The sequence below is a fragment of the Roseateles sp. genome, assembly GCF_965262435.1.
Classification (GTDB): Bacteria; Pseudomonadota; Gammaproteobacteria; order Burkholderiales; family Burkholderiaceae_C; genus Paucibacter_A.
Window position 1 is genome coordinate 7,501 of record NZ_OZ253537.1, and the last position, 20,100, is coordinate 27,600.

General features: G+C 60.8%; 16 protein-coding genes, 2 tRNA genes and 3 rRNA genes. 6 read left to right on the forward strand and 15 right to left on the reverse strand.

What is annotated here, in order from left to right; translation table 11 throughout:
- Positions 1 to 33: 33 nt before the first annotated feature.
- The 6 genes from rrf to ptsP all read right to left on the reverse strand — a co-directional run bounded on the left by rrf (position 34) and on the right by ptsP (position 7,907).
- Positions 34 to 146 (reverse strand): 5S ribosomal RNA (gene rrf, locus ACQY39_RS00035).
- A gap of 238 nt (positions 147 to 384) precedes the next feature.
- Positions 385 to 3,265, reverse strand: a 23S ribosomal RNA gene (locus tag ACQY39_RS00040).
- Positions 3,266 to 3,602: 337 nt separating this feature from the next.
- A tRNA-Ala gene (locus tag ACQY39_RS00045) sits at positions 3,603 to 3,678 on the reverse strand.
- A 91-nt stretch (positions 3,679 to 3,769) separates the two neighbouring features.
- Positions 3,770 to 3,846 (reverse strand) — tRNA-Ile (locus ACQY39_RS00050).
- A 197-nt stretch (positions 3,847 to 4,043) separates the two neighbouring features.
- Positions 4,044 to 5,567 (reverse strand): 16S ribosomal RNA (locus ACQY39_RS00055).
- The 16S, 23S and 5S rRNA genes sit together here with 2 tRNA genes alongside, the layout of an rRNA operon.
- Positions 5,568 to 6,122: 555 nt before the next feature.
- Positions 6,123 to 7,907: a phosphoenolpyruvate--protein phosphotransferase gene (gene ptsP, locus ACQY39_RS00060; protein WP_428502896.1), complete on the reverse strand. Its 1,785-nt coding sequence runs from the start codon at positions 7,905 to 7,907 to the stop codon at positions 6,123 to 6,125.
- Positions 7,908 to 8,031: 124 nt separating this feature from the next.
- Between ptsP and ACQY39_RS00065 the strand changes: the two genes are divergently transcribed.
- The gene (locus tag ACQY39_RS00065; RefSeq protein WP_428502897.1) at positions 8,032 to 8,871 is read left to right on the forward strand and encodes a GNAT family N-acetyltransferase; all 840 of its coding nucleotides are present in this window, start codon (positions 8,032 to 8,034) and stop codon (positions 8,869 to 8,871) included.
- A gap of 18 nt (positions 8,872 to 8,889) precedes the next feature.
- Here ACQY39_RS00065 and ACQY39_RS00070 read toward each other — a convergent pair whose 3' ends face one another.
- The 3 genes from ACQY39_RS00070 to ACQY39_RS00080 form a co-directional block, all read right to left on the reverse strand.
- Complete coding sequence (locus ACQY39_RS00070) at positions 8,890 to 9,159, reverse strand: HPr family phosphocarrier protein (RefSeq protein WP_428502898.1); 270 nt, start codon at positions 9,157 to 9,159, stop codon at positions 8,890 to 8,892.
- 57 nt (positions 9,160 to 9,216) lie between these two features.
- Positions 9,217 to 9,612: a PTS sugar transporter subunit IIA gene (locus ACQY39_RS00075; RefSeq protein ID WP_428502899.1), complete on the reverse strand. Its 396-nt coding sequence runs from the start codon at positions 9,610 to 9,612 to the stop codon at positions 9,217 to 9,219.
- 67 nt (positions 9,613 to 9,679) lie between these two features.
- Entirely contained in the window at positions 9,680 to 10,231 is a 552-nt protein-coding gene (locus tag ACQY39_RS00080; RefSeq protein ID WP_428502900.1) for a hypothetical protein, read from the reverse strand.
- A 114-nt stretch (positions 10,232 to 10,345) separates the two neighbouring features.
- Here ACQY39_RS00080 and ACQY39_RS00085 point away from each other — a divergent pair, with 114 nt between their 5' ends.
- The 4 genes from ACQY39_RS00085 (at position 10,346) to ACQY39_RS00100 (ending at position 14,359) form a co-directional block, all read left to right on the forward strand.
- Entirely contained in the window at positions 10,346 to 11,563 is a 1,218-nt protein-coding gene (locus tag ACQY39_RS00085; RefSeq protein WP_428510675.1) for a CaiB/BaiF CoA transferase family protein, read from the forward strand.
- Positions 11,564 to 11,804: 241 nt separating this feature from the next.
- The gene (locus ACQY39_RS00090) at positions 11,805 to 12,962 is read left to right on the forward strand and encodes a hypothetical protein (protein ID WP_428502901.1); all 1,158 of its coding nucleotides are present in this window, start codon (positions 11,805 to 11,807) and stop codon (positions 12,960 to 12,962) included.
- Between the two features lie 36 nt (positions 12,963 to 12,998).
- On the forward strand, positions 12,999 to 13,514 hold the full coding sequence (locus ACQY39_RS00095) for a TlpA family protein disulfide reductase (protein WP_428502902.1): 516 nt from the start codon (positions 12,999 to 13,001) through the stop codon (positions 13,512 to 13,514).
- Positions 13,515 to 13,534: 20 nt separating this feature from the next.
- Entirely contained in the window at positions 13,535 to 14,359 is an 825-nt protein-coding gene (locus ACQY39_RS00100; protein ID WP_428502903.1) for a substrate-binding periplasmic protein, read from the forward strand.
- A gap of 33 nt (positions 14,360 to 14,392) precedes the next feature.
- Here the strand turns inward: ACQY39_RS00100 and lipA are convergent, their stop codons facing one another.
- The gene (gene lipA / locus ACQY39_RS00105) at positions 14,393 to 15,400 is read right to left on the reverse strand and encodes a lipoyl synthase (RefSeq protein ID WP_428502904.1); all 1,008 of its coding nucleotides are present in this window, start codon (positions 15,398 to 15,400) and stop codon (positions 14,393 to 14,395) included.
- 15 nt (positions 15,401 to 15,415) lie between these two features.
- Positions 15,416 to 16,084 carry a lipoyl(octanoyl) transferase LipB gene (gene lipB, locus ACQY39_RS00110; protein WP_428502905.1) on the reverse strand — a complete coding sequence of 223 codons (669 nt, stop codon included), beginning with the start codon at positions 16,082 to 16,084 and terminating at the stop codon, positions 15,416 to 15,418.
- An 88-nt stretch (positions 16,085 to 16,172) separates the two neighbouring features.
- Here lipB and ACQY39_RS00115 point away from each other — a divergent pair, with 88 nt between their 5' ends.
- Positions 16,173 to 16,862, forward strand: coding sequence for a tetratricopeptide repeat protein (locus tag ACQY39_RS00115; RefSeq protein ID WP_428502906.1), 690 nt, complete (start codon positions 16,173 to 16,175; stop codon positions 16,860 to 16,862).
- Positions 16,863 to 16,874: 12 nt separating this feature from the next.
- On the opposite strand, the gene ACQY39_RS00120 is transcribed toward ACQY39_RS00115, so the two are convergent.
- The 4 genes from ACQY39_RS00120 to ACQY39_RS00135 all read right to left on the reverse strand — a co-directional run bounded on the left by ACQY39_RS00120 (position 16,875) and on the right by ACQY39_RS00135 (position 20,082).
- A complete protein-coding gene (locus ACQY39_RS00120) occupies positions 16,875 to 17,177 on the reverse strand; it encodes a DUF493 family protein (RefSeq protein WP_263520865.1) in 303 nt (100 codons plus the stop codon).
- Between the two features lie 50 nt (positions 17,178 to 17,227).
- Positions 17,228 to 18,103 carry a D-amino acid aminotransferase gene (locus tag ACQY39_RS00125; protein WP_428502907.1) on the reverse strand — a complete coding sequence of 292 codons (876 nt, stop codon included), beginning with the start codon at positions 18,101 to 18,103 and terminating at the stop codon, positions 17,228 to 17,230.
- Between the two features lie 78 nt (positions 18,104 to 18,181).
- A complete protein-coding gene (locus ACQY39_RS00130) occupies positions 18,182 to 19,378 on the reverse strand; it encodes a D-alanyl-D-alanine carboxypeptidase family protein (protein ID WP_428502908.1) in 1,197 nt (398 codons plus the stop codon).
- A 65-nt stretch (positions 19,379 to 19,443) separates the two neighbouring features.
- A complete protein-coding gene (locus ACQY39_RS00135; protein WP_428502909.1) occupies positions 19,444 to 20,082 on the reverse strand; it encodes an alpha/beta hydrolase in 639 nt (212 codons plus the stop codon).
- Positions 20,083 to 20,100 lie beyond the last annotated feature (18 nt).

The window sequence follows — 20,100 nt, forward strand, 5'->3', positions numbered from 1 at the left end:
GGCCATGTGACCGGGCGTTTTGCTTAAATATTAGCCTGACGATGACCTACTTTCACACGGGAACCCGCACTATCATCGGCGCTGAGGCATTTCACTGTCCTGTTCGGGATGGGAAGGAGTGGGACCGCCTCGCTATGGTCATCAGGCTTAACTGGTTGGCTTCTTGTTGATTTTTAAATCAACAACAAACCCAATTTGTAGAGTTGCGCAGTATACCCGAGTATCTCGGGTATTGCACTTCGAATCAGCTTTGATTTTGATTGCGTTCACACGTTCAATTGAATGAACAGACTTCTGAAGAACAACATAACTTGCATTGACGACTCAATAGTCCTTGTCCGGCTCAGTGATCGACTCGCGTCGCTCACGAACTGTCAAAGTTATAGGGTCAAGCCTCACGGGCAATTAGTACTGGTTAGCTTAACGCATTACTGCGCTTCCACACCCAGCCTATCAACGTCCTGGTCTCGAACGACCCTTCAGGGGGCTCTAGGCCCCGGCAAGACTCATCTTGAGACGAGTTTCCCGCTTAGATGCTTTCAGCGGTTATCTCTTCCGCACTTAGCTACTCGGCGATGCCACTGGCGTGACAACCGATACACCAGAGGTGCGTCCACTCCGGTCCTCTCGTACTAGGAGCAGGCTCTCTCAATCTTGCAGCGCCCACGGAAGATAGGGACCAAACTGTCTCACGACGTTTTAAACCCAGCTCACGTACCTCTTTAAATGGCGAACAGCCATACCCTTGGGACCGGCTACAGCCCCAGGATGAGATGAGCCGACATCGAGGTGCCAAACACCGCCGTCGATATGAACTCTTGGGCGGTATCAGCCTGTTATCCCCAGAGTACCTTTTATCCGTTGAGCGATGGCCCTTCCATACAGAACCACCGGATCACTTTGTCCTACTTTCGTACCTGCTCGACTTGTCAGTCTCGCAGTCAAGCACGCTTATGCCAATGCACTATCAACACGATTTCCGACCGTATTTAGCGTACCTTCGAACTCCTCCGTTACACTTTGGGAGGAGACCGCCCCAGTCAAACTGCCCACCATACACTGTCCCCAATCCCGATAAGGGACCAAGGTTAGAACCTCAAACACACCAGGGTGGTATTTCAACGTTGGCTCCATGAGAACTAGCGTCCTCACTTCAAAGCCTCCCACCTATCCTACACAGATCTGTTCAAAGTCCAATGTAAAGCTACAGTAAAGGTTCATGGGGTCTTTCCGTCTTTCCGCGGGGAGATTGCATCATCACAAACATTTCAACTTCGCTGAGTCTCTGGAGGAGACAGTGTGGCCATCATTACTCCATTCGTGCAGGTCGGAACTTACCCGACAAGGAATTTCGCTACCTTAGGACCGTTATAGTTACGGCCGCCGTTTACTGGGACTTCAGTCAAGAGCTTGCACCCCATCATTTAATCTTCCAGCACCGGGCAGGAGTCACACCCTATACGTCGACTTTCGTCTTTGCAGAGTGCTGTGTTTTTAATAAACAGTTGCAGCCACCGATTCTCTGCGGCCCCATTCTGCTCACCAAGTCAATGGATCACATACTAGAGGCACACCTTCTTCCGAAGTTACGGTGTCAATTTGCCGAGTTCCTTCTCCAGAGTTCTCTCAAGCGCCTTAGAATACTCATCTCGCGCACCAGTGTCGGTTTGCGGTACGGTCGTCAATAGCTGAAGCTTAGTGGCTTTTCCTGGAAGCAGGGTATCACTCACTTCGTCTGCAAGCAGACTCGTTATCACGCCTCATCTAATTCCCCCGGATTTGCCTAAGGGATACGACTACACGCTTGAACCAACTATTCCAACAGTTGGCTGAGCTAACCTTCTCCGTCCCCACATCGCACTATTGATCGGTACAGGAATATTTACCTGTTTCCCATCAGCTACGCATCTCTGCCTCGCCTTAGGGGCCGACTCACCCTACGCCGATGAACGTTGCGTAGGAAACCTTGCGCTTTCGGCGAGGGGGCTTTTCACCCCCTTTAACGCTACTCATGTCAGCATTCGCACTTCTGATACCTCCAGCAGGCTTCACAACCCACCTTCACAGGCTTACAGAACGCTCTCCTACCACGTGCAATAAATTGCACATCCGCAGCTTCGGTAACTGGCTTAGCCCCGTTACATCTTCCGCGCAGGACGACTCGATCAGTGAGCTATTACGCTTTCTTTAAATGATGGCTGCTTCTAAGCCAACATCCTGACTGTTTTAGCCTTCCCACTTCGTTTCCCACTTAGCCAATTTTGGGGACCTTAGCTGGCGGTCTGGGTTGTTTCCCTCTTGAGTCCGGACGTTAGCACCCGGTGCTCTGTCTCCCAAGCTGTACTCATCGGTATTCGGAGTTTGCAATGGTTTGGTAAGTCGCCATGACCCCCTAGCCATAACAGTGCTCTACCCCCGATGGTAATACTTGAGGCACTACCTAAATAGTTTTCGGAGAGAACCAGCTATTTCCAAGTTTGTTTAGCCTTTCACCCCTATCCACAGCTCATCCGCTAATTTTGCAACATTAGTCGGTTCGGACCTCCAGCACCTGTTACGGTACCTTCATCCTGGCCATGGATAGATCACTTGGTTTCGGGTCTACACCCAGCGACTAATTCGCCCTATTCGGACTCGATTTCTCTACGGCTTCCCTATTCGGTTAACCTCGCCACTGAATGTAAGTCGCTGACCCATTATACAAAAGGTACGCAGTCACCCTTGCGGGCTCCTACTTTTTGTATGCATACGGTTTCAGGATCTATTTCACTCCCCTCCCGGGGTTCTTTTCGCCTTTCCCTCACGGTACTAGTTCACTATCGGTCGATTACGAGTATTTAGCCTTGGAGGATGGTCCCCCCATATTCAGACAGGATTTCTCGTGTCCCGCCCTACTTGTCTTACGCTTAGTTCCACACCGCAGCATTTCTCATACGGGGCTATCACCCGCTATGGCCGGACTTTCCATTCCGTTCTGATATACACGATGCTAAAACGTAAAGGCTACTCCAATTTCGCTCGCCGCTACTTTCGGAATCTCGGTTGATGTCTTTTCCTCGAGCTACTGAGATGTTTCAGTTCACCCGGTTCGCCACAATGACCTATGTATTCAGTCAGAGTTACCCCTCGCGGGGTGGGTTTCCCCATTCAGAAATCTCCGGATCAAAGCTAATTTGCCAGCTCCCCGAAGCTTATCGCAGGCTATCACGTCTTTCGTCGCCTGTAATCGCCTAGGCATCCACCATATGCACTTAGTCACTTGACCCTATAACTTTGACAGCGCTGACGGCACTGTCGGTCAAGAACTCGTACAGACCCCATTCATGAGTCCATACGTTTATTGAGTATTTACGCGTTACGCCGTTCTTCATACCTAAACAATTTCTTGCTCAGTTGAAGTCTTGTGTTTGACGCAATCAAAATGTTGCCGACGGCACGGTGTCTAGCCCCTCAAATCCGAAGATTCGCGAAGAAACTAAACTTTCCGTCGACAACGCTGATTCGACTCTACAAATTGTTAAAGAACAACAGCCAATAAAGGCTGGCAAACCACAACATCCAACCTGGACGCTTTGGTTTGCCAACTCTTGAATGAATAGTCTTGGTGGAGGATAACGGGTTCGAACCGTTGACCCCCTGCTTGCAAAGCAGGTGCTCTCCCAACTGAGCTAATCCCCCTCAAACCGCGCCATGCGTCGTTGCTCAACACTTCACATAGCGCTGCTATGCATCAGTGTCTCGCGCCTTGCCTGGCACGCTTTGTGTACGGTGGTGGGTCTGGCTGGATTCGAACCAGCGACCCCCGCCTTATCAAGACGGTGCTCTAACCAACTGAGCTACAGACCCACGCGTTCATCACTCGTGGCCTGCGGATCTGAGGCTTACCTGCTTTTCCAGCTATGAGGCTAGCTCCACAGGCTCACTTCTTCTATTCATTCACTGTTGTGATACAGCCGATAAGTGTGGGCGCTTCAATCTGAGTGCATGTGGATCTCGCTCATGACTTGTTGCATGCAACAAACCACTGCTCGACCATTTTCTAGAAAGGAGGTGATCCAGCCGCACCTTCCGATACGGCTACCTTGTTACGACTTCACCCCAGTCACGAACCCTGCCGTGGTAATCGCCCCCCTTGCGGTTAGGCTAACTACTTCTGGCAGAACCCGCTCCCATGGTGTGACGGGCGGTGTGTACAAGACCCGGGAACGTATTCACCGCGGCAAGCTGATCCGCGATTACTAGCGATTCCGACTTCACGCAGTCGAGTTGCAGACTACGATCCGGACTACGACCGGTTTTCTGGGATTAGCTCCCCCTCGCGGGTTGGCAGCCCTCTGTACCGGCCATTGTATGACGTGTGTAGCCCTACCCATAAGGGCCATGATGACCTGACGTCATCCCCACCTTCCTCCGGTTTGTCACCGGCAGTCTCATTAGAGTGCCCTTTCGTAGCAACTAATGACAAGGGTTGCGCTCGTTGCGGGACTTAACCCAACATCTCACGACACGAGCTGACGACGGCCATGCAGCACCTGTGTCTAGGTTCTCTTTCGAGCACTCCCAAATCTCTTCAGGATTCCTAGCATGTCAAGGGTAGGTAAGGTTTTTCGCGTTGCATCGAATTAAACCACATCATCCACCGCTTGTGCGGGTCCCCGTCAATTCCTTTGAGTTTCAACCTTGCGGCCGTACTCCCCAGGCGGTCAACTTCACGCGTTAGCTACGTTACTGAGAAGAAACCCTCCCAACAACCAGTTGACATCGTTTAGGGCGTGGACTACCAGGGTATCTAATCCTGTTTGCTCCCCACGCTTTCGTGCATGAGCGTCAGTACAGGTCCAGGGGATTGCCTTCGCCATCGGTGTTCCTCCGCATATCTACGCATTTCACTGCTACACGCGGAATTCCATCCCCCTCTACCGTACTCTAGCCATGCAGTCACAAATGCAGTTCCCAGGTTGAGCCCGGGGATTTCACATCTGTCTTGCATAACCGCCTGCGCACGCTTTACGCCCAGTAATTCCGATTAACGCTTGCACCCTACGTATTACCGCGGCTGCTGGCACGTAGTTAGCCGGTGCTTATTCTTCAGGTACCGTCATTAGCCCACTGTATTAGAGCGAGCCGTTTCTTCCCTGACAAAAGCGGTTTACAACCCGAAGGCCTTCTTCCCGCACGCGGCATGGCTGGATCAGACTTGCGTCCATTGTCCAAAATTCCCCACTGCTGCCTCCCGTAGGAGTCTGGGCCGTGTCTCAGTCCCAGTGTGGCTGGTCGTCCTCTCAGACCAGCTACAGATCGTTGCCTTGGTGGGCTTTTACCCCACCAACTAGCTAATCTGATATCGGCCGCTCCAATTGCGCGAGGTCTTGCGATCCCCCGCTTTCACCCTCAGGTCTCATGCGGTATTAGCCACTCTTTCGAGTAGTTATCCCCCACAACTGGGCACGTTCCGATATATTACTCACCCGTTCGCCACTCGTCAGCTTAACCTGTTACCGTTCGACTTGCATGTGTAAGGCATGCCGCCAGCGTTCAATCTGAGCCAGGATCAAACTCTACAGTTCGATCTTGATTTACTCAACGGAATCGACTTAAACCTCAAACTCACTTTTACATGAGCCTGCATAGTTCAAATCTATTTTCCGTGAGCGTTTAAAGTCCAAGAGACTTGAATACAGTCGCCTGCATTCAGCACTCATCTTCAAACGCCCACGCTTATCGGCTGTTAATTTTTAAAGAACCAAGAGAACCGAAGCTCATCTTGCTCAAGCCAGACTCTCATCTGATCTTGTCGCCATCAACTTGCGTCAACAGCACAGAAGCGAGATTATGACTGATTTTCTTTATACTCGTCAAGCTATTTGCTTAACTTGTTTTGAAACTCAAATCTCATCGGATCGCTTCGATCTTCACCACACAAAAGCAAGACTCTTTCGAGCCCTGCTGCCAAACCGCAGAAGCAGTCTTTGCGAGCAGCGAAGCCCTCTACTGTAGCACAGGAATTTTCGACTCAGCAAGAAGATCACGACTTTTGATCGTGCTCACGATTCGATTCACGCATGACAGCAGCACTCCGCCAGCAGCAGAGGCCACCTGACGGAACACAGCCTCACAGGAGGCTATTGCAAGGGGCTGCTGGACTTGTGCGCCGAGAACGTCGACTGCGCCTCGCGCTGCGGGTCTTCACTGGCCAGGACCGCGGCGATGCCGCGAGCAAGCCGAGATGCATCGGCTCGCAAGACGCGCTGCTTCACAGAGGGAATCTGCGAGGGATGCATCGAAAAGTTGCGCAAGCCCATGGCCAGCAACAGATCAGTAAAAGCAGGGTCGCCCGCCATTTCCCCGCACACACTGACCGATTTACCCGCTGCGGTCGCATCGGCAATCGAGCCGGAGAGCAGTTGGAGTACCGCCGGATGCCATGGGTCATACAGATGCGCGACCGCTTCGTCTGCACGGTCGATGGCCAAGGTGTACTGGATCAGGTCATTGGTTCCGATCGAGACGAAATCCACGTGCCGGAGTATCAAAGGCAGCATCACGGCGGCCGCAGGTATCTCTACCATCACACCGAGCTCGACACGCGTGAACGCCTGACCCGCGTCCGTCAACTGCTGCTGCACTTTTCTGACCGATTCCAAGATCTGACGAACTTCGCTCAGGTGGGCAACCATTGGAATGAGGAGTCGCACCTTGCCGAAGGCACTCGCACGGTAAATGGCCCGCAGCTGTTGCCGGAACATGCTGGGCTCGGCAAGGCTCCAACGGATGGCGCGCAAGCCCATAGCCGGGTTGAGCACATGCTCATGGCGCAACTCGCTGGCACTCATGCGATCCAGAGGCTTGTCCGCCCCAACATCCACGGTCCGGATGGTCACGGGCATGCCGCGCATGGCTTCGACTGCCGCACGGTAGGCCGCGAACTGCTCGTCTTCACTCGGCAGTTCACCATCGCGGTTCATGAACAAGAACTCGCTCCGGAAAAGGCCGACACCCGTCGCTCCGGATTCAACTGCACCAGCCGCGTCGGCAGGCAGCTCAATATTGGCATGCAGTTCGACACGCTCGCCATCCAGAGTGACTGCTGGCGTATGACGCAGGCGGGTCAGACGGGCTCGCTCAAGTTCACTCTGGCGCTGCCGGAAACGGTACTCCTCCAGCATGATGGGCGAAGGATTGACGATCACGGCACCGGCATCACCGTCGATGATGACCCAGTCATCATGGCGAATCAGGCGAGAAGCCTCGCGCGTGCCGACCACCGCGGGGATGTCCATGCTGCGCGCGACGATGGCGGTATGGGAGGTCTTGCCGCCGATGTCGGTGATAAAGCCGTGGAACACGCTGCGCTTGAACTGCATCATGTCTGCGGGCGCAATATCGGCCGCCACCAGCAGCAGCGGGTCCTCGCCGGCGAAATCACGTTGCACGACGCTGGCGGCGTCGACTGGCGTATGCCCTTGCTCGCGCGCCAGGGCGCTGAGCACCCGTTCGACCACCTGCTCCAGATCCGCCTTGCGCTCGCGCAGGTAATCGTCCTCCATCTCGTCAAACTGGCGAGCCAAGACCTCCAACTGCGCAGACAAGGCCCATTCCGCGTTGTAGTGGCGCTCGATGATCCACTGCTTGGTGGCGCCGGTCAGCGCCTCGTCGTGCAGCAACATCAAGTGGACGTCGAGCAGTGCGGCCAGCTCATGAGGCGCATCGCCGGGCAGGTCCTGCTTGAGCGCCTCCAGCTCCGCGGCAACTACGTCGCGCGCGCGCAAGGCCCGCGAAATTTCGGACTCGACCTGCGCTTCACTGATGAAGTAGTGCGCCACATCAACCCGACTGGACGCCACCAGCACTGCCCGGCCAATGGCCACGCCGCGCGAAACAGGGATACCGAAGACCTGAAAGCTCATGCGCCGACTTTAGCAGCGCAGCAGCCAGATCAGCGCCGTCATCGAGACGTCATTCCGGCGTCACGGCCTCGTCATTGCCGCCGCCGAGCATGGCGATGCCAACAACGACTTGCATGAGGCCACCATGAGGGATCTTCCGCTGCCCACGCTGCCCTTCTCCGATCTGCGGGCCCTGAAGAGCGAGCGCCGCCCTGGCTTGCCCCAACCTGAAGCGCGCCCCGCGCCAGCACGCCTGGACGTCAGCTGGGCCCGGCACGAAGAGGATGTACGCGAAGCCCAGCGCCTGCGTTACCGGGTGTTTGCCGAAGAGATGGGGGCCCGCCTGAGCGTGCCTGCCGGAGCGCCGGCTCGCCATGACATCGACAGCTTTGATGCCTTCTGCGAGCACTTGCTGGTCCGAGAGGTCGACGCCCATGGCCGCATCGGCCAAGTCATCGGCACCTATCGAGTCCTGACTCCGGCTGCGGCCAAACAGGCCGGCGGCTGGTACAGCGAAACCGAGTTCGACCTGACCCGCTTGCGCGGCTTGCGCGAACAGATGGTGGAACTGGGCCGCTCCTGCATCCACCCCGATCACCGCTCGGGCGGCGCCATCATGGCGCTCTGGGGCGCGCTGGCGGAATTCATGATGCGCAACAAGCTGGACACCATGATCGGCTGCGCCAGTGTCAGCATGCGCGACGGCGGCCATTTCGCCGCCAGCCTCTGGAAACAGCTGGAGCAAAGCCATCTGGCCAGCATCGAATGGCAGGTGCGTCCGCGTCTACCACTGCCGGTGGAAGAGCTGCGCCACGACCTGGTGGTGGAAGCGCCGCCGCTGATCAAGGGCTATCTGCGCTGCGGCGCCCGCATCCTGGGCGCGCCGGCCTGGGACCCCGACTTCAACACCGCCGACCTGCCCATGATGATGCGCTTGGCCGACCTGCCCTCCCGTTACCGCCGGCACTTCATGGGCGGACAGTAATCGCCGCCCCAGCCAGATTCACTGCCCCTCGCCAAACTTGTCATTGACGAGGGCCGTGATGGCGTCGTGAGCGGCCCGCTCATCGCTGCCCTCGGTTTCCAGCTCCACCTGCGAACCCAGGCCCGCCGCCAACATCATCACCCCCATGATGCTCTTGGCATTGACGCGCCGGTTGTTGCGACTCATGAAGACCTCGCACTGAAAGCTACCCGCCAGCTTGGTCAGCTTGGCCGAAGCGCGGGCATGCAGGCCCAGTTTGTTGCTGATGGTGAGCGTGGACTTGATCATTGAAACTCAGGACTCCAAAGAAGGGTTCACCGGCGGCATGCCTGCGACTTGCAAATTTCAGGATGCAGCCTCGGGTGTCTCGGCCAACACGATGCCCGCGTGGGCGCCGCTGACCGCACGCTCGGCCAAGCTCGCCAAAGGCTGACTTACGTAGCAGAGCGAACGCCACAGCATCGGCACATTGACGCCGCTGACCACCTGAACGGCGGCACTGCGCAAACGCAGCGCGGCGTTGCATGGCGTGGCGCCGAACACATCCGTCAGCACCAGGTTTTCGGCATGCCCGCCCGCATGCAACAGGGCCCGAGCGGCCGATTCCACCGCATCGGCCGACATCTCCGGCGTCACATCCAAGACCTGCAACTGCCGAGCGCAATCCGGATAGGTGTGCTCGGCCACGGCTTTGAGGGCCGAGGCCAGGGGCGAATGAGCGATCAGTAGCAATCCGGACATAGGTTTTCATTATCAATGCTGCGCGCGCCCCTCGGCCCCGTGCCGCACCACAGCTTCACCACCGAACTCACGTTTCCAGCTTCATAGAGTTGATGAAGTTGTCCCAGGCCGCAGGCTGGCGCTTGGGTGCCAGCATGACCGCTTGATAGACCCACACGCCGCGCGTGAACACCGCGATATCGGCCTCGGCCGCCCCGGAGCCCGCCAGCCCACCCAAGTGGATCTGTGAGGCCTCCGGACTGGGCGTCATGCCTGGCACCTGCAAAGCCTGACTGGCCGCTGGTGCGGCACTGCCAGCACCCAACTTGTTACGTAAGGCGTCGCGCATCTGTCGCATGGCCGGGCTGACCAGCGCCGGGTCCCGAACTTCCGCCCAAGACAAGGAAAACGTGATGCCATCGGCCTTGCACTGAGCCATGCCCATGCGAACAGGCTCGCTCGGTGTCGCGGGGCGGCTGTAAACCTCCGGCTTGCAAGGGAACATGAGCACCATGCCGGACTCGGCCGGGCGCACCTCACGCCAATCCAGGCCTGGGGAACAAGCCGACAAGCAAGCGGCAAACACCAGAAGCTGCGTCTGGCGCAAAGCCAGCCTGACACGTGAGTGCATTGAGTTCATACGGGCATTATCCGAGGCGGCGGCCCCGCACCGGGGCGCACAATGAATTGCATGGATACGCCCAGCCTCAAACCAAACAACTCCCCCACCCCACAAAACGCCATCCTGCCGGCGATGTCCCTGGCCGGTGTGCGCGTGCTCGACCTCTCTCGCGTGCTGGCCGGTCCCTGGTGCACCCAAACTCTGGCCGATCTGGGTGCGGATGTCATCAAAGTCGAGCGGCCCGGCAGCGGCGACGACACCCGCGCCTGGGGCCCGCCGTATTTGAAAGATGCCCAAGGCAGCGACACCAGCGAGGCCGCCTACTACCTGGGCGCCAACCGCAACAAGCGCTCCATTGCCATCGATATCGCTTGCAGTGAAGGTCAGGATTTGATCCGCCGACTGGCGACCCAGGCCGACGTGCTGGTCGAGAACTTCAAGGTTGGCGATCTGGAACGCTTCGGCCTTGATGCACAAACCCTGCAGGACGCCAACCCGCGTCTGGTGGTCTGCTCCATCACAGGATTTGGCCAAACCGGCCCTTACCAGGACCGTGCTGGCTACGACTATGCGATCCAGGGCATGGGCGGGCTGATGAGCATCACCGGCGAGCGCGACGATCGACCGGGCGGCGGCCCGCAGAAAGTCGGCGTGGCCGTGGCCGATCTCTTCACCGGGCTTTACGCCACCGTGGCCATCCTCGCCGCTCTGCGCCACGCCGAAGCCACGGGCCGGGGTCAGGTCATCGACATGGCCTTGCTGGACACCCAGGTTGCCATGCTGGCCAACGTCGGATCCAACTTCCTCTGCACAGGGCGCGCTCCCGGGCGCATCGGCAATGCCCACCAAAACATCGTCCCCTATCAGGTGTTCGAGGCGTCCGACGGCCACCTGATTCTGGCCGTCGGCAACGACCTGCAGTTCGCAAAGTTCTGCGACATCGCCGGCCACGCAGAATGGGCACGGGACCCTCGCTTTGCTCGCAACAGCGACCGAGTCCGGCATCGCGGCGAATTGGTGCCCTTGATCGAGGCCGCCATGCGCAGTCGCCCGCGCGATCTCTGGCTGCGCGCCCTGGAAACCGCCAAAGTACCCTGCGGCCCCATCAACAGCCTGGCAGAAACCTTTGCCGACCCCCAGGTGCAGGCGCGGGACACCGTCGTGCCACTGCCGCACCCCTTGAGCCCCGAACTGCGCGTGGTGGCCAACCCCATCAAGCTGTCCCTGACCCCCGTGAGCTACCGGCGCCCCCCGCCGCTGCTCGGTGAGCACTCGCGTGAGATCTTGCTGGAGGCTGGCTATGCAGAAGCTGAGATCGAAACCTTGGTCGCGAGCGGGGCCGTGCGCTGAGCTGAGCCGAACCGAAGCAAGCGGCTTCTGCAGTCAATTCACTGGCTTCGGTGTGCAGAATTCACCGAATTTTGATTCCAGGCTGCACCCACTCCAATTTCCCCCGGATCGGGGGATGGACGCTGCCAGGCTTCACCATGACCATGGCGACCGCTGCAGGAGAACCCTTAAGCCGGGAGTTCTATTCCTCCACCCATAAGCACAACAACGAGTCAGCGACACACCCCTCGCCTTCCAGCCCATGCGCAGCAACACCCCACCTTCCGCCAGCTCCGGCGCCGCGAACGATGTCGCCGGCGAGCCGAGCCATGCGCAATGGGCCGAAATCGTGCAGCAACTGGGCGCGGAAATTGCGGGGCCGCTGAGCGCGGCGCTGGAGCGCATCCACAAGCTGGTCAGCACCGGACAGATCGACCGTCAAAGCCTGCGCGCCTTGCGCGAAAGCGTCAGCCAGGCGCGCGAGGCTGGCATGGTCGGCCAGCAACTGGCGCGGTTGGCGTCGGGGCGCCTGCACCTGTCACGCGAAAAAATGCACCTGACCCAGGTGCTGCGCAGCGTGCTGGCCCAGCGCAGCCGCGAGACTCAGGCACGCGGTATCCAGGTGCGTCAGGTGCTCAAGCCCATCGAGGTGATGACCGATGGCTCCCTGCTATTCGCCCTGCTCAATGCCTTGATGGACTGGGCCTTGTCGAGCACGCACAGCTCGATCGACTTGCGCCTGGACCTGACGCCCTGGCCGGCCAAGGCTCGCCTGGTCTGCCGCTTTGCCCACCGCTCACTGGACCTGCTCGACGACCCCCGCGCGGCCGAAACACCGGCGGCCTTGAACTCCCTGGCCTGGCGCCTGGTGGAGCAGACGGCCATCACCCTCGGTGTGCTGCCCTTGCGAGAGGACGAAGCTGGCATCACGGTGCTGACGCTGGAGTTCCCGCACATCGTCGGCGACGAGACCAATGGCCTGGCCGCCACCGAACGCGTACTCGATGCCGAACCGGACGGAGAGCATCAACCGTCCAGCAATTCCAAGCCTCTGGCCGGCAGCCACGTTCTCATCATTGCCCAACGCCGCGAGTTGCGCAGCCAGTTGCAGATTGCGATGCAGCACATGGGCCTGATCGTCGACGGCGTTGGCAGCATGGAAGAGGCCCATCAATTCTGTGCCGAAGGCCTGCCCCATGGCATCGTCTTCGAGGCCCGCCTGCGCGGCCCTGAGTTCGACCGCCTCTATGCCGAAGTGATGCGCGAAGTGCCTGACTTCAGCTTCGTGGAGGTGCTGGACGAAGCACACAAGACCCAGCTTTCCACCGCCACGCCAGACGGCCTGGCCCGTATCTCGCGCCAGCATGTCAACGACGCTCTGCCCTCGGTGCTGCTGTTCGAACTGTCAAAAGGCCTGTGAAGGCGGCGCCACGGCGCAGGCTCTAAACTCCGGGGCATGAAGAAGACCTCTCGTTTGCTCGCCCCCGCCCTGCTGGTGCTGGCCCTGGCCGGCGGCGCCTACTTGGCATACCAAAGCCTGGGTGCCCGCGACACCGCGCCGCGCGTTGACTATGTGCTGCTGGACGGCAAGAAGGCTGATTCCAGCCAGTGGCGCGGTCAGGTCATGCTGGTGAACTTCTGGGCCACCAGTTGCACCACCTGCGTCAAGGAAATGCCGCAGATCGTCGCGACCCACGAGAAGTTCAAAGGCCGCGGCTTCGACACCCTGGCCGTGGCCATGAGCTACGACCCACCGGCCTTCGTCGCCAAGTTCGCCGAAAGCCGCCAGCTGCCCTTCGGCGTGGCCATCGACAACACCGGCCAGATCGCGCAGAGCTTCGGCCGCGTGCAGCTGACACCGACCACGCTGCTGATCAACAAGCGCGGCGAAGTGGTCAAGCGCTATGTCGGCGAGCCGGACTTCGCGGCCCTGCATGCGCTGGTCGAGAAGCTGCTGGCCGAATCGGCCTGAGGCCACTCCAACGTACGAGCATGTCGATGCCGTTGGCGCAAAACCCCAGACGCTGCCTCAGTGCCCTGCTCGCGGCGCTCGCACTCGGCACGCACATCCCGGTTTGGGCACAAGACGGTCCCAGCGCAAAACCCACTGCGCCCCTGGTCTTGGCAGGCGAGGACGATTGGCCGCCCTACAGCGCCGCGGAAAAACCAGGCGCCGACACGCAGCGCCCGCCGGTGGGCTTCAGCGTCGACCTGATCCGTGCGGTCCTGGCCACGCAAGGCGTGCAGGTGCAAATCATCACCGTGCCCTTTTCGCGTTGCATGCTCTACGCCAAGACCGGCCAGGTCGCGGGCTGCTTCAACGCCACCATCACCGACGACAACCGCAACGATTACATCTGGCATCAGCCGGCCATGTTCGAGGAAGAGCTGTCCATCTTCGGCCGGGCAGACGACCCCAGCCCAGAGATGCGCTTGTCCGATCTGCGCGGCAAGCGCGTGGCTTACACCAACGGCTACACCTACCCCAGTGAGTTCATACACGACGCGCGCATCCAAAAATTCAGCGCGGTGTCCGATTCAGCCCTGATCCGCATGCTGCTGAACAAGCGCGTGGACTACATCCTTTTGAACCGCACGCCGGCCTGGCTGCGTATCGACAACACGCCCGAGTTCCGCGGCCAGTTGCGCCGTACAGGACTCGTCTCCATGGATGGCTTCTGGATGGCGTTTTCCAAGCAGCACCCGCAGGGCGAGCGCTTGGCTCAGCAATTCAGCCTCGGTTTGGCGCAGATGCGCAAGGACGGCAGCTACCAGCGCTTGTTCGACGAGTTCAAGCGCCGGGTCCGCTACCGCTGAGGGCGGTGCCGACCCAGCCCTGACGAACCGATCTCAGGGTGCGACCGGAGCTTCGGCGCCGGCGGCCAGCACGCCGTGCGCCTGCTGGTCAGCGTGGTAGCTGCTGCGCACCATGGCGCCCACAGCGGCGTGGGTGAAGCCCATCTTGTAGGCCTCTTCCTCGAACATCTTGAAAGTGTCCGGGTGCACATAGCGGCGCACCGGCAGGTGGTGGCCGGAAGGAGCGAGGTACTGGCCGATGGTCAGCATGTCGATGTGGTGGGCGCGCATATCGCGCATGACCTGGAGGATTTCCTCGTCGGTCTCGCCCAGACCCACCATGATGCCGCTCTTGGTCGGCACGCCGGGCACTTCTTCCTTGAAGCGCTTGAGCAGGTTGAGGCTGAACTCGTAGTCCGAACCCGGGCGCGCTTCCTTGTAGAGGCGCGGCGCGGTTTCCAGGTTGTGGTTCATAACGTCCGGCGGTGCGGCCTTGAGGATGTCCAGCGCACGGTCCATGCGGCCGCGGAAATCGGGCACCAGCACTTCGATCTGGGTCGAGGGGCTGAGTTCGCGCACCTTGCGGATGCACTCGGCAAAGTGGCCGGCGCCACCGTCACGCAGGTCATCGCGGTCCACGCTGGTGATCACCACATACTTGAGCTTGAGCGCGGCAATGGTCTTGGCCAGGTTCTCGGGCTCGTTCACATCGAGCGGATCGGGGCGGCCGTGGCCGACATCGCAGAAGGGGCAGCGACGGGTGCACTTGTCACCCATGATCATGAAGGTGGCCGTGCCCTTGCCGAAGCACTCACCGATATTGGGGCAGGAGGCTTCTTCGCAAACCGTGTGCAGCTTTTGCTCGCGCAGGATCTGCTTGATCTCGTAGAAACGGGTGCTGGGCGAACCGGCCTTGACGCGAATCCAGTCGGGCTTTTTCAGCGTCTCTGCGGGCACGATCTTGATCGGGATGCGCGCCGTCTTGGCCTGGGATTTCTGCTTGGCCGTGGCGTCGTACGCCTCGCCTGTCTTTGCTTCGTGAGTGATGTTCTCGGTCGCCATGCCAGCCTCGTTTCGTCAACGCTCCAGCTGGGCTTGCAGCCGTTCCCCGAAGCGCTGGGCCACTTCGGGCCAATCCGCAAAAACCCCAAGTGTAACGAGGTCCACCGTGCGCAGCCCCGCATAGCCACAGGGGTTGATACCTGCGAAGGGTTGCAGGTCCATGGCCACATTGAGGGCCACGCCGTGATACGTGCAATGGCGCGTGACCTTGATGCCCAGGGCCGCCACCTTGCCCAGGCCACGGAAGGGGTCGTCGGCCGGCGCCGGGCCGGTGAGCGCCGCATGGGCAAACGGGTCGTCCAGGCGCACATAGATGCCCGGCGCGCCGGCCACGCGATGGCCGGTGACGCCGTAGCTGTCCAGCGTCTGGATCACCGCCGTTTCCAGGCGAAATACAAACTCACGCACATAAATGCCCAGGCGCTGCAGGTTGACCAGCGGGTAGGCGACCACCTGACCGGGGCCGTGGTACGTCACCTGGCCGCCGCGGTTGGTCTGCACCACCGGGATGCCGGCGGGCGCCAGCACATGGTCGGCCTTGCCGGCCAGGCCTTGGGTGTAGGTGGGGGGATGCTCGCAAAGCCAGAGCTCGTCTTCGGTCTCGGGCCCGCGCTGTTCGCTGAAGGCCCGCATGGCGTCGACCGTCTCGGCGTAGTCGACCCGGCCCAGGTTTTTCACAATCATGGCGACATGGTAGCCAAGCCTGCAGGGCGGCGTGAAATCGGCTACCGTCTGGCCCTTTCCGAAACGGAAGCTTTCACCGATGCCGACGATGCGCACTTTCTCTCTTTGGAAGAAAACCGTCTGGACGGCGGCCCTGCTCACCCTGAGCAGCAGCGCCGCGCTGCATGCCCAGGAAGCCCCAGCGCCCGAGCCTCCGCCCACAGCGCTGGAGCGCGCCGTTCAAGCCTACGAAGCCGGCGAGCTGAAAACCGCCGCGCGCGCCTTCACCGCCCTGTCGGCACAGGCTCGCCCCCTGCCCCTGGCCGACTACAACCTGGCCATGATGCATTTGCGCGAGGAGTTGCCCAAACCCAGCGCGCGCCGCGCCGAGCGCCTGCTGAAGCGAGCGGCAGCGGGCGGCTTGGTGCGCGCCGAACTGGCGCTGGCTCAACTCTATGAGCAAGGCCTGCTGGGCAAGCCGGACCTGGCCAAGGCCAAGGAATGGAATCTGCGCGCTGCCAAGCGCGGCAGCAGCGAGGCCCAGGTCGCCCTGGCCACGGCCTTTTACCTCGGCCGGGGCACGCCGGCGGACCCAGAACAGGCCGCGCACTGGTACCGAGAGGCCGCCAAGGCCGGGGACGTGGGCGCGCAATACCTCTTGGGCTCGATGTACGAGAGCGGCTATGGCGTGCCGGCCGACCTGCGCCTGGCGCGCTATTGGTACGACATCGCCGCGCGCAATGGCGATGAAGGCGCGCCCTACAAGATCAAGGCGATCGACGCGCAGCTGGGAAACTAAGCCCCAACCTGCTCAGAGCACGACCTTGACCATGGGGTGGGTCGTCAGGGTGCGGTAGAGCTCGTCGAGCTGTTCGCGGCTGGTCACGCGCACGGTGATGGTCAGACCCAGGTAGTTGCCGGCCTTGCTGGGACGCTGCTCCACGGTCGCGGCGTCGAAGTCCGGGTCGAAGGCCTGGGCCACCTTCACGATGGCCTCCACATAGCCCTCGACCTTGGCGCCCATGACCTTGATTGGAAAGTGCGAGGGGTAGGTGATCAGCGACTGCTCGGGCGGAATGTCCGGCGGCGGCTGCATGGGAGGGAATTGGCTCATGGTGCTTCTTCAATCAGTAGATTCAGATCAGTGGACGCAGATGCGTCGCTTCAGATCGATTGCAAGGGCTTGGCTCGCTGGTAAGCCTCGTACAGCCGGGCGTAGACCGGCCCGGGCTTGCCGTGCAGAGCGCCATGGCCAACCGGCTGGTGGTCCAGGCGCGTGACGGCCAGCACTTCCTTGCCGGCGGAGCTAAGAATGATCTCGTCAGCCGCAAAAAGCTCAGCCTCGGAGATGGGCCGCAAGTTGTAGCCGATGCCGCATTCCTCGCAGAGCTCGCGCAGCAACTCGACGCGTATGCCTTCGAGCAGGTCCTCGCTGCGAGGCGGGCCCAGCAGGGCGCCCTCTTTGACGATCCAGACATTGGAGGACGCGCCCTCGGTCAAGAAGCCGTCGCGCAGCAGAATCGTCTCGGCGGCGCCTTCGTCGGCCGAAATCTGCCGCGCCAGCACATTGCCCAGCAGCGAGATGCTCTTGATGTCGCCGCGCTGCCAGCGGAAATCACGCGCGCTGATGCAGGCCACGCCACGGTGCCGCTCTTCGGCCGACATCGGCTTGGACGGCATGCTGTAGGCGAACACCGTGGGCACGGCACCCTCAGGCATCGCATGGTTGCGCGGCGCGACGCCGCGGGTCACTTGCAGATAGACCAGCTGCTCGTCCGCTGCGACGCCGCGCACCAACTCACGCGCCAGCTCCAGCCACTGCGCGCGCAGCAAGGGGCTGGCGATGCGCAGCTTGGCGAGGTTGCGCTCCAGTCGCTCCATATGCGCTTCGAAGCGAAACAGGCGCCGCTCGTAGACCGGCAGCACCTCGTAGACCCCATCGCCGAAAATGAAGCCCCGGTCCATGACCGAGATCTTGGCCTCGGCCAGAGGCTGGTAGCTGCCGTTCAGGTAGCAGCGGACATCGGGCAAAGCAAGCATGCGGGCCTCCGGCAGCCAAGGTGAAGCGTCGTCGTCAAGCCCCGAGCTTACGCCCGGCACGGCCACGCCGAGGCAGGATCACTTGATCCACAAGCGCATGGCGTCCCAGGCGCGGCCCAAGATGCCGGCCAGCGGTACTTCTTCCAACACGACCAGAGGCACTTCGGCCACCGCCACGCCGCCAGCGGTGCTGACCTTCAAGGTGCCGACGCGCTGGCCCTTGCTCAAAGGAGCAACCAGGGGGTCGGTGCGTTCGATCTGGGTCTGCAGCTTGGCACCGTCGCCGCGTGGCACGGCCACAAAGACAGGGCCTGCGGCGCCGAGCTTGGCCTGCGGGCTGGCGCCCTTCCAGACCGGCACGGTGCTGATGGCAGCGTCCTTGTCAAACAGGCGCACGGCATCGAAGGCCGAGTAGCCCCAGTTCAGCAGCTTCTGGCTTTCGGTGGCGCGAGCTTCCTTGGAAGCCGTGCCCATCACCACACTCAGCAGGCGGCGCTTGCCATTGGGGAACTCGCGCTGGGCGCTGGAGACCAGGCAGTAGCCGGCGGCTTCCGTGTAGCCGGTCTTCATGCCGTCGACGCTGGGGTCGCGGCGCAGCAGCAGATTGCGGTTGTCCTGGCGGATCTTGTTGAAGGTGAAATCGCGCTGCGAGTAATAGCTGTAGTACTCGGGGAAGTCGCGGATCAGGCTGGAGGCGATCACGGACAGGTCACGCGCGCTGCTCTTGTGGCCCGGCTCAGTCATGCCGGTCACGTTCTTGAACTGCGTGTTCTTCAGACCCCAGGCCTGGGCTTGGCGGTTCATCAGCGCCACGAACTGCTCCACCGTACCGGCCACACCTTCGGCCAGGGCCACCGAGGCATCGTTGCCGCTCTGGATGATCATGCCGCGCAGCAGCTCGTCGACCTTGGGCGTCATGGTCGTGTTGATGAACATCAGCGAGGGGTCACCTTTGCGCTCGTCCCAGGCGCGGGTGGACACCGGCAGGGTTTGATCGAGGGTCAGGCGCTTGTCGCGCAGGGCTCCAAACACGACATAGGCCGTCATCAGCTTGGTCAGCGAGGCCGGGTCATTGGGCGTGTCGGCATCGCGCTCGGACAGCACGCGGTTGGCGCTCATGTCCAGCAGCAGGTAGCTGCGCGCGGCAATCTCGGGACCGGGCTGCTGCGCGGCTGCTTGGGCCGGGGCGGCCGGCGCCTGCGCCAGCACCACGGGCGAGACCAGGGCCGCAGCCGCGGCAATAGAGAAGGCGAGAGGGAGCGAATAACGATTCATCACAGGGGTTCTTTCGACTCGCGATCAGGCGAATCCAGGCAGGAAAACAGAGGGCAGCAAAAAGCTCAGGCGCGCCAGTTGCGCACGACCAGATCGCGCAGCAGCGGCAGCTGGCCGTGGAAGAAATGGCCGACGCCAGGCACCACGACCACCGGCAGCGACTGCGGCCGCGCCCAGTCCAGCACAGAGCTCAGGGGCACGACATCGTCCACTTCGCCGTGGATGACCAGGGTGTCCGAGGGCACAGGCGCGGTATCGAAGCGACTGGTCGCCGGGCCTACCAGCGCCAGCCTTTCGGCGCGCTGGTCTTCGGGCAAGCGCAGCGCGGCTTGCGAGGCCACATAGCCACCAAAGGAAAAACCGGCCAGCACCAGGGGCTCACCTGGCTCGCGCAGGGCAGCCAACACAGCCAGGGCGTCATCGATCTCGCCACGGCCTTCGTCCCAGCCGCCTTCGGACTTGCCAATGCCGCGGAAATTGAAGCGCGCCACCCGGTAGCCCAATTGCACAAAGGCGCGCGCCAAGGTCTGCACCACCTTGTTGTCCATGGTGCCGCCCTGCGTGGGGTTGGGGTGGCAGACCAGGGCCAGGCCACGCGTGGGCGGCATGGGCAGGTCGGCATGGCCGCTGGCCGGCTGGTCGATGGCGCATTCGATGGCACCGGCCGGGCCGGGTACCAGGCGCTTTTCGGTCAAGGAATTCATGGCGAGCGCGGCGACTCT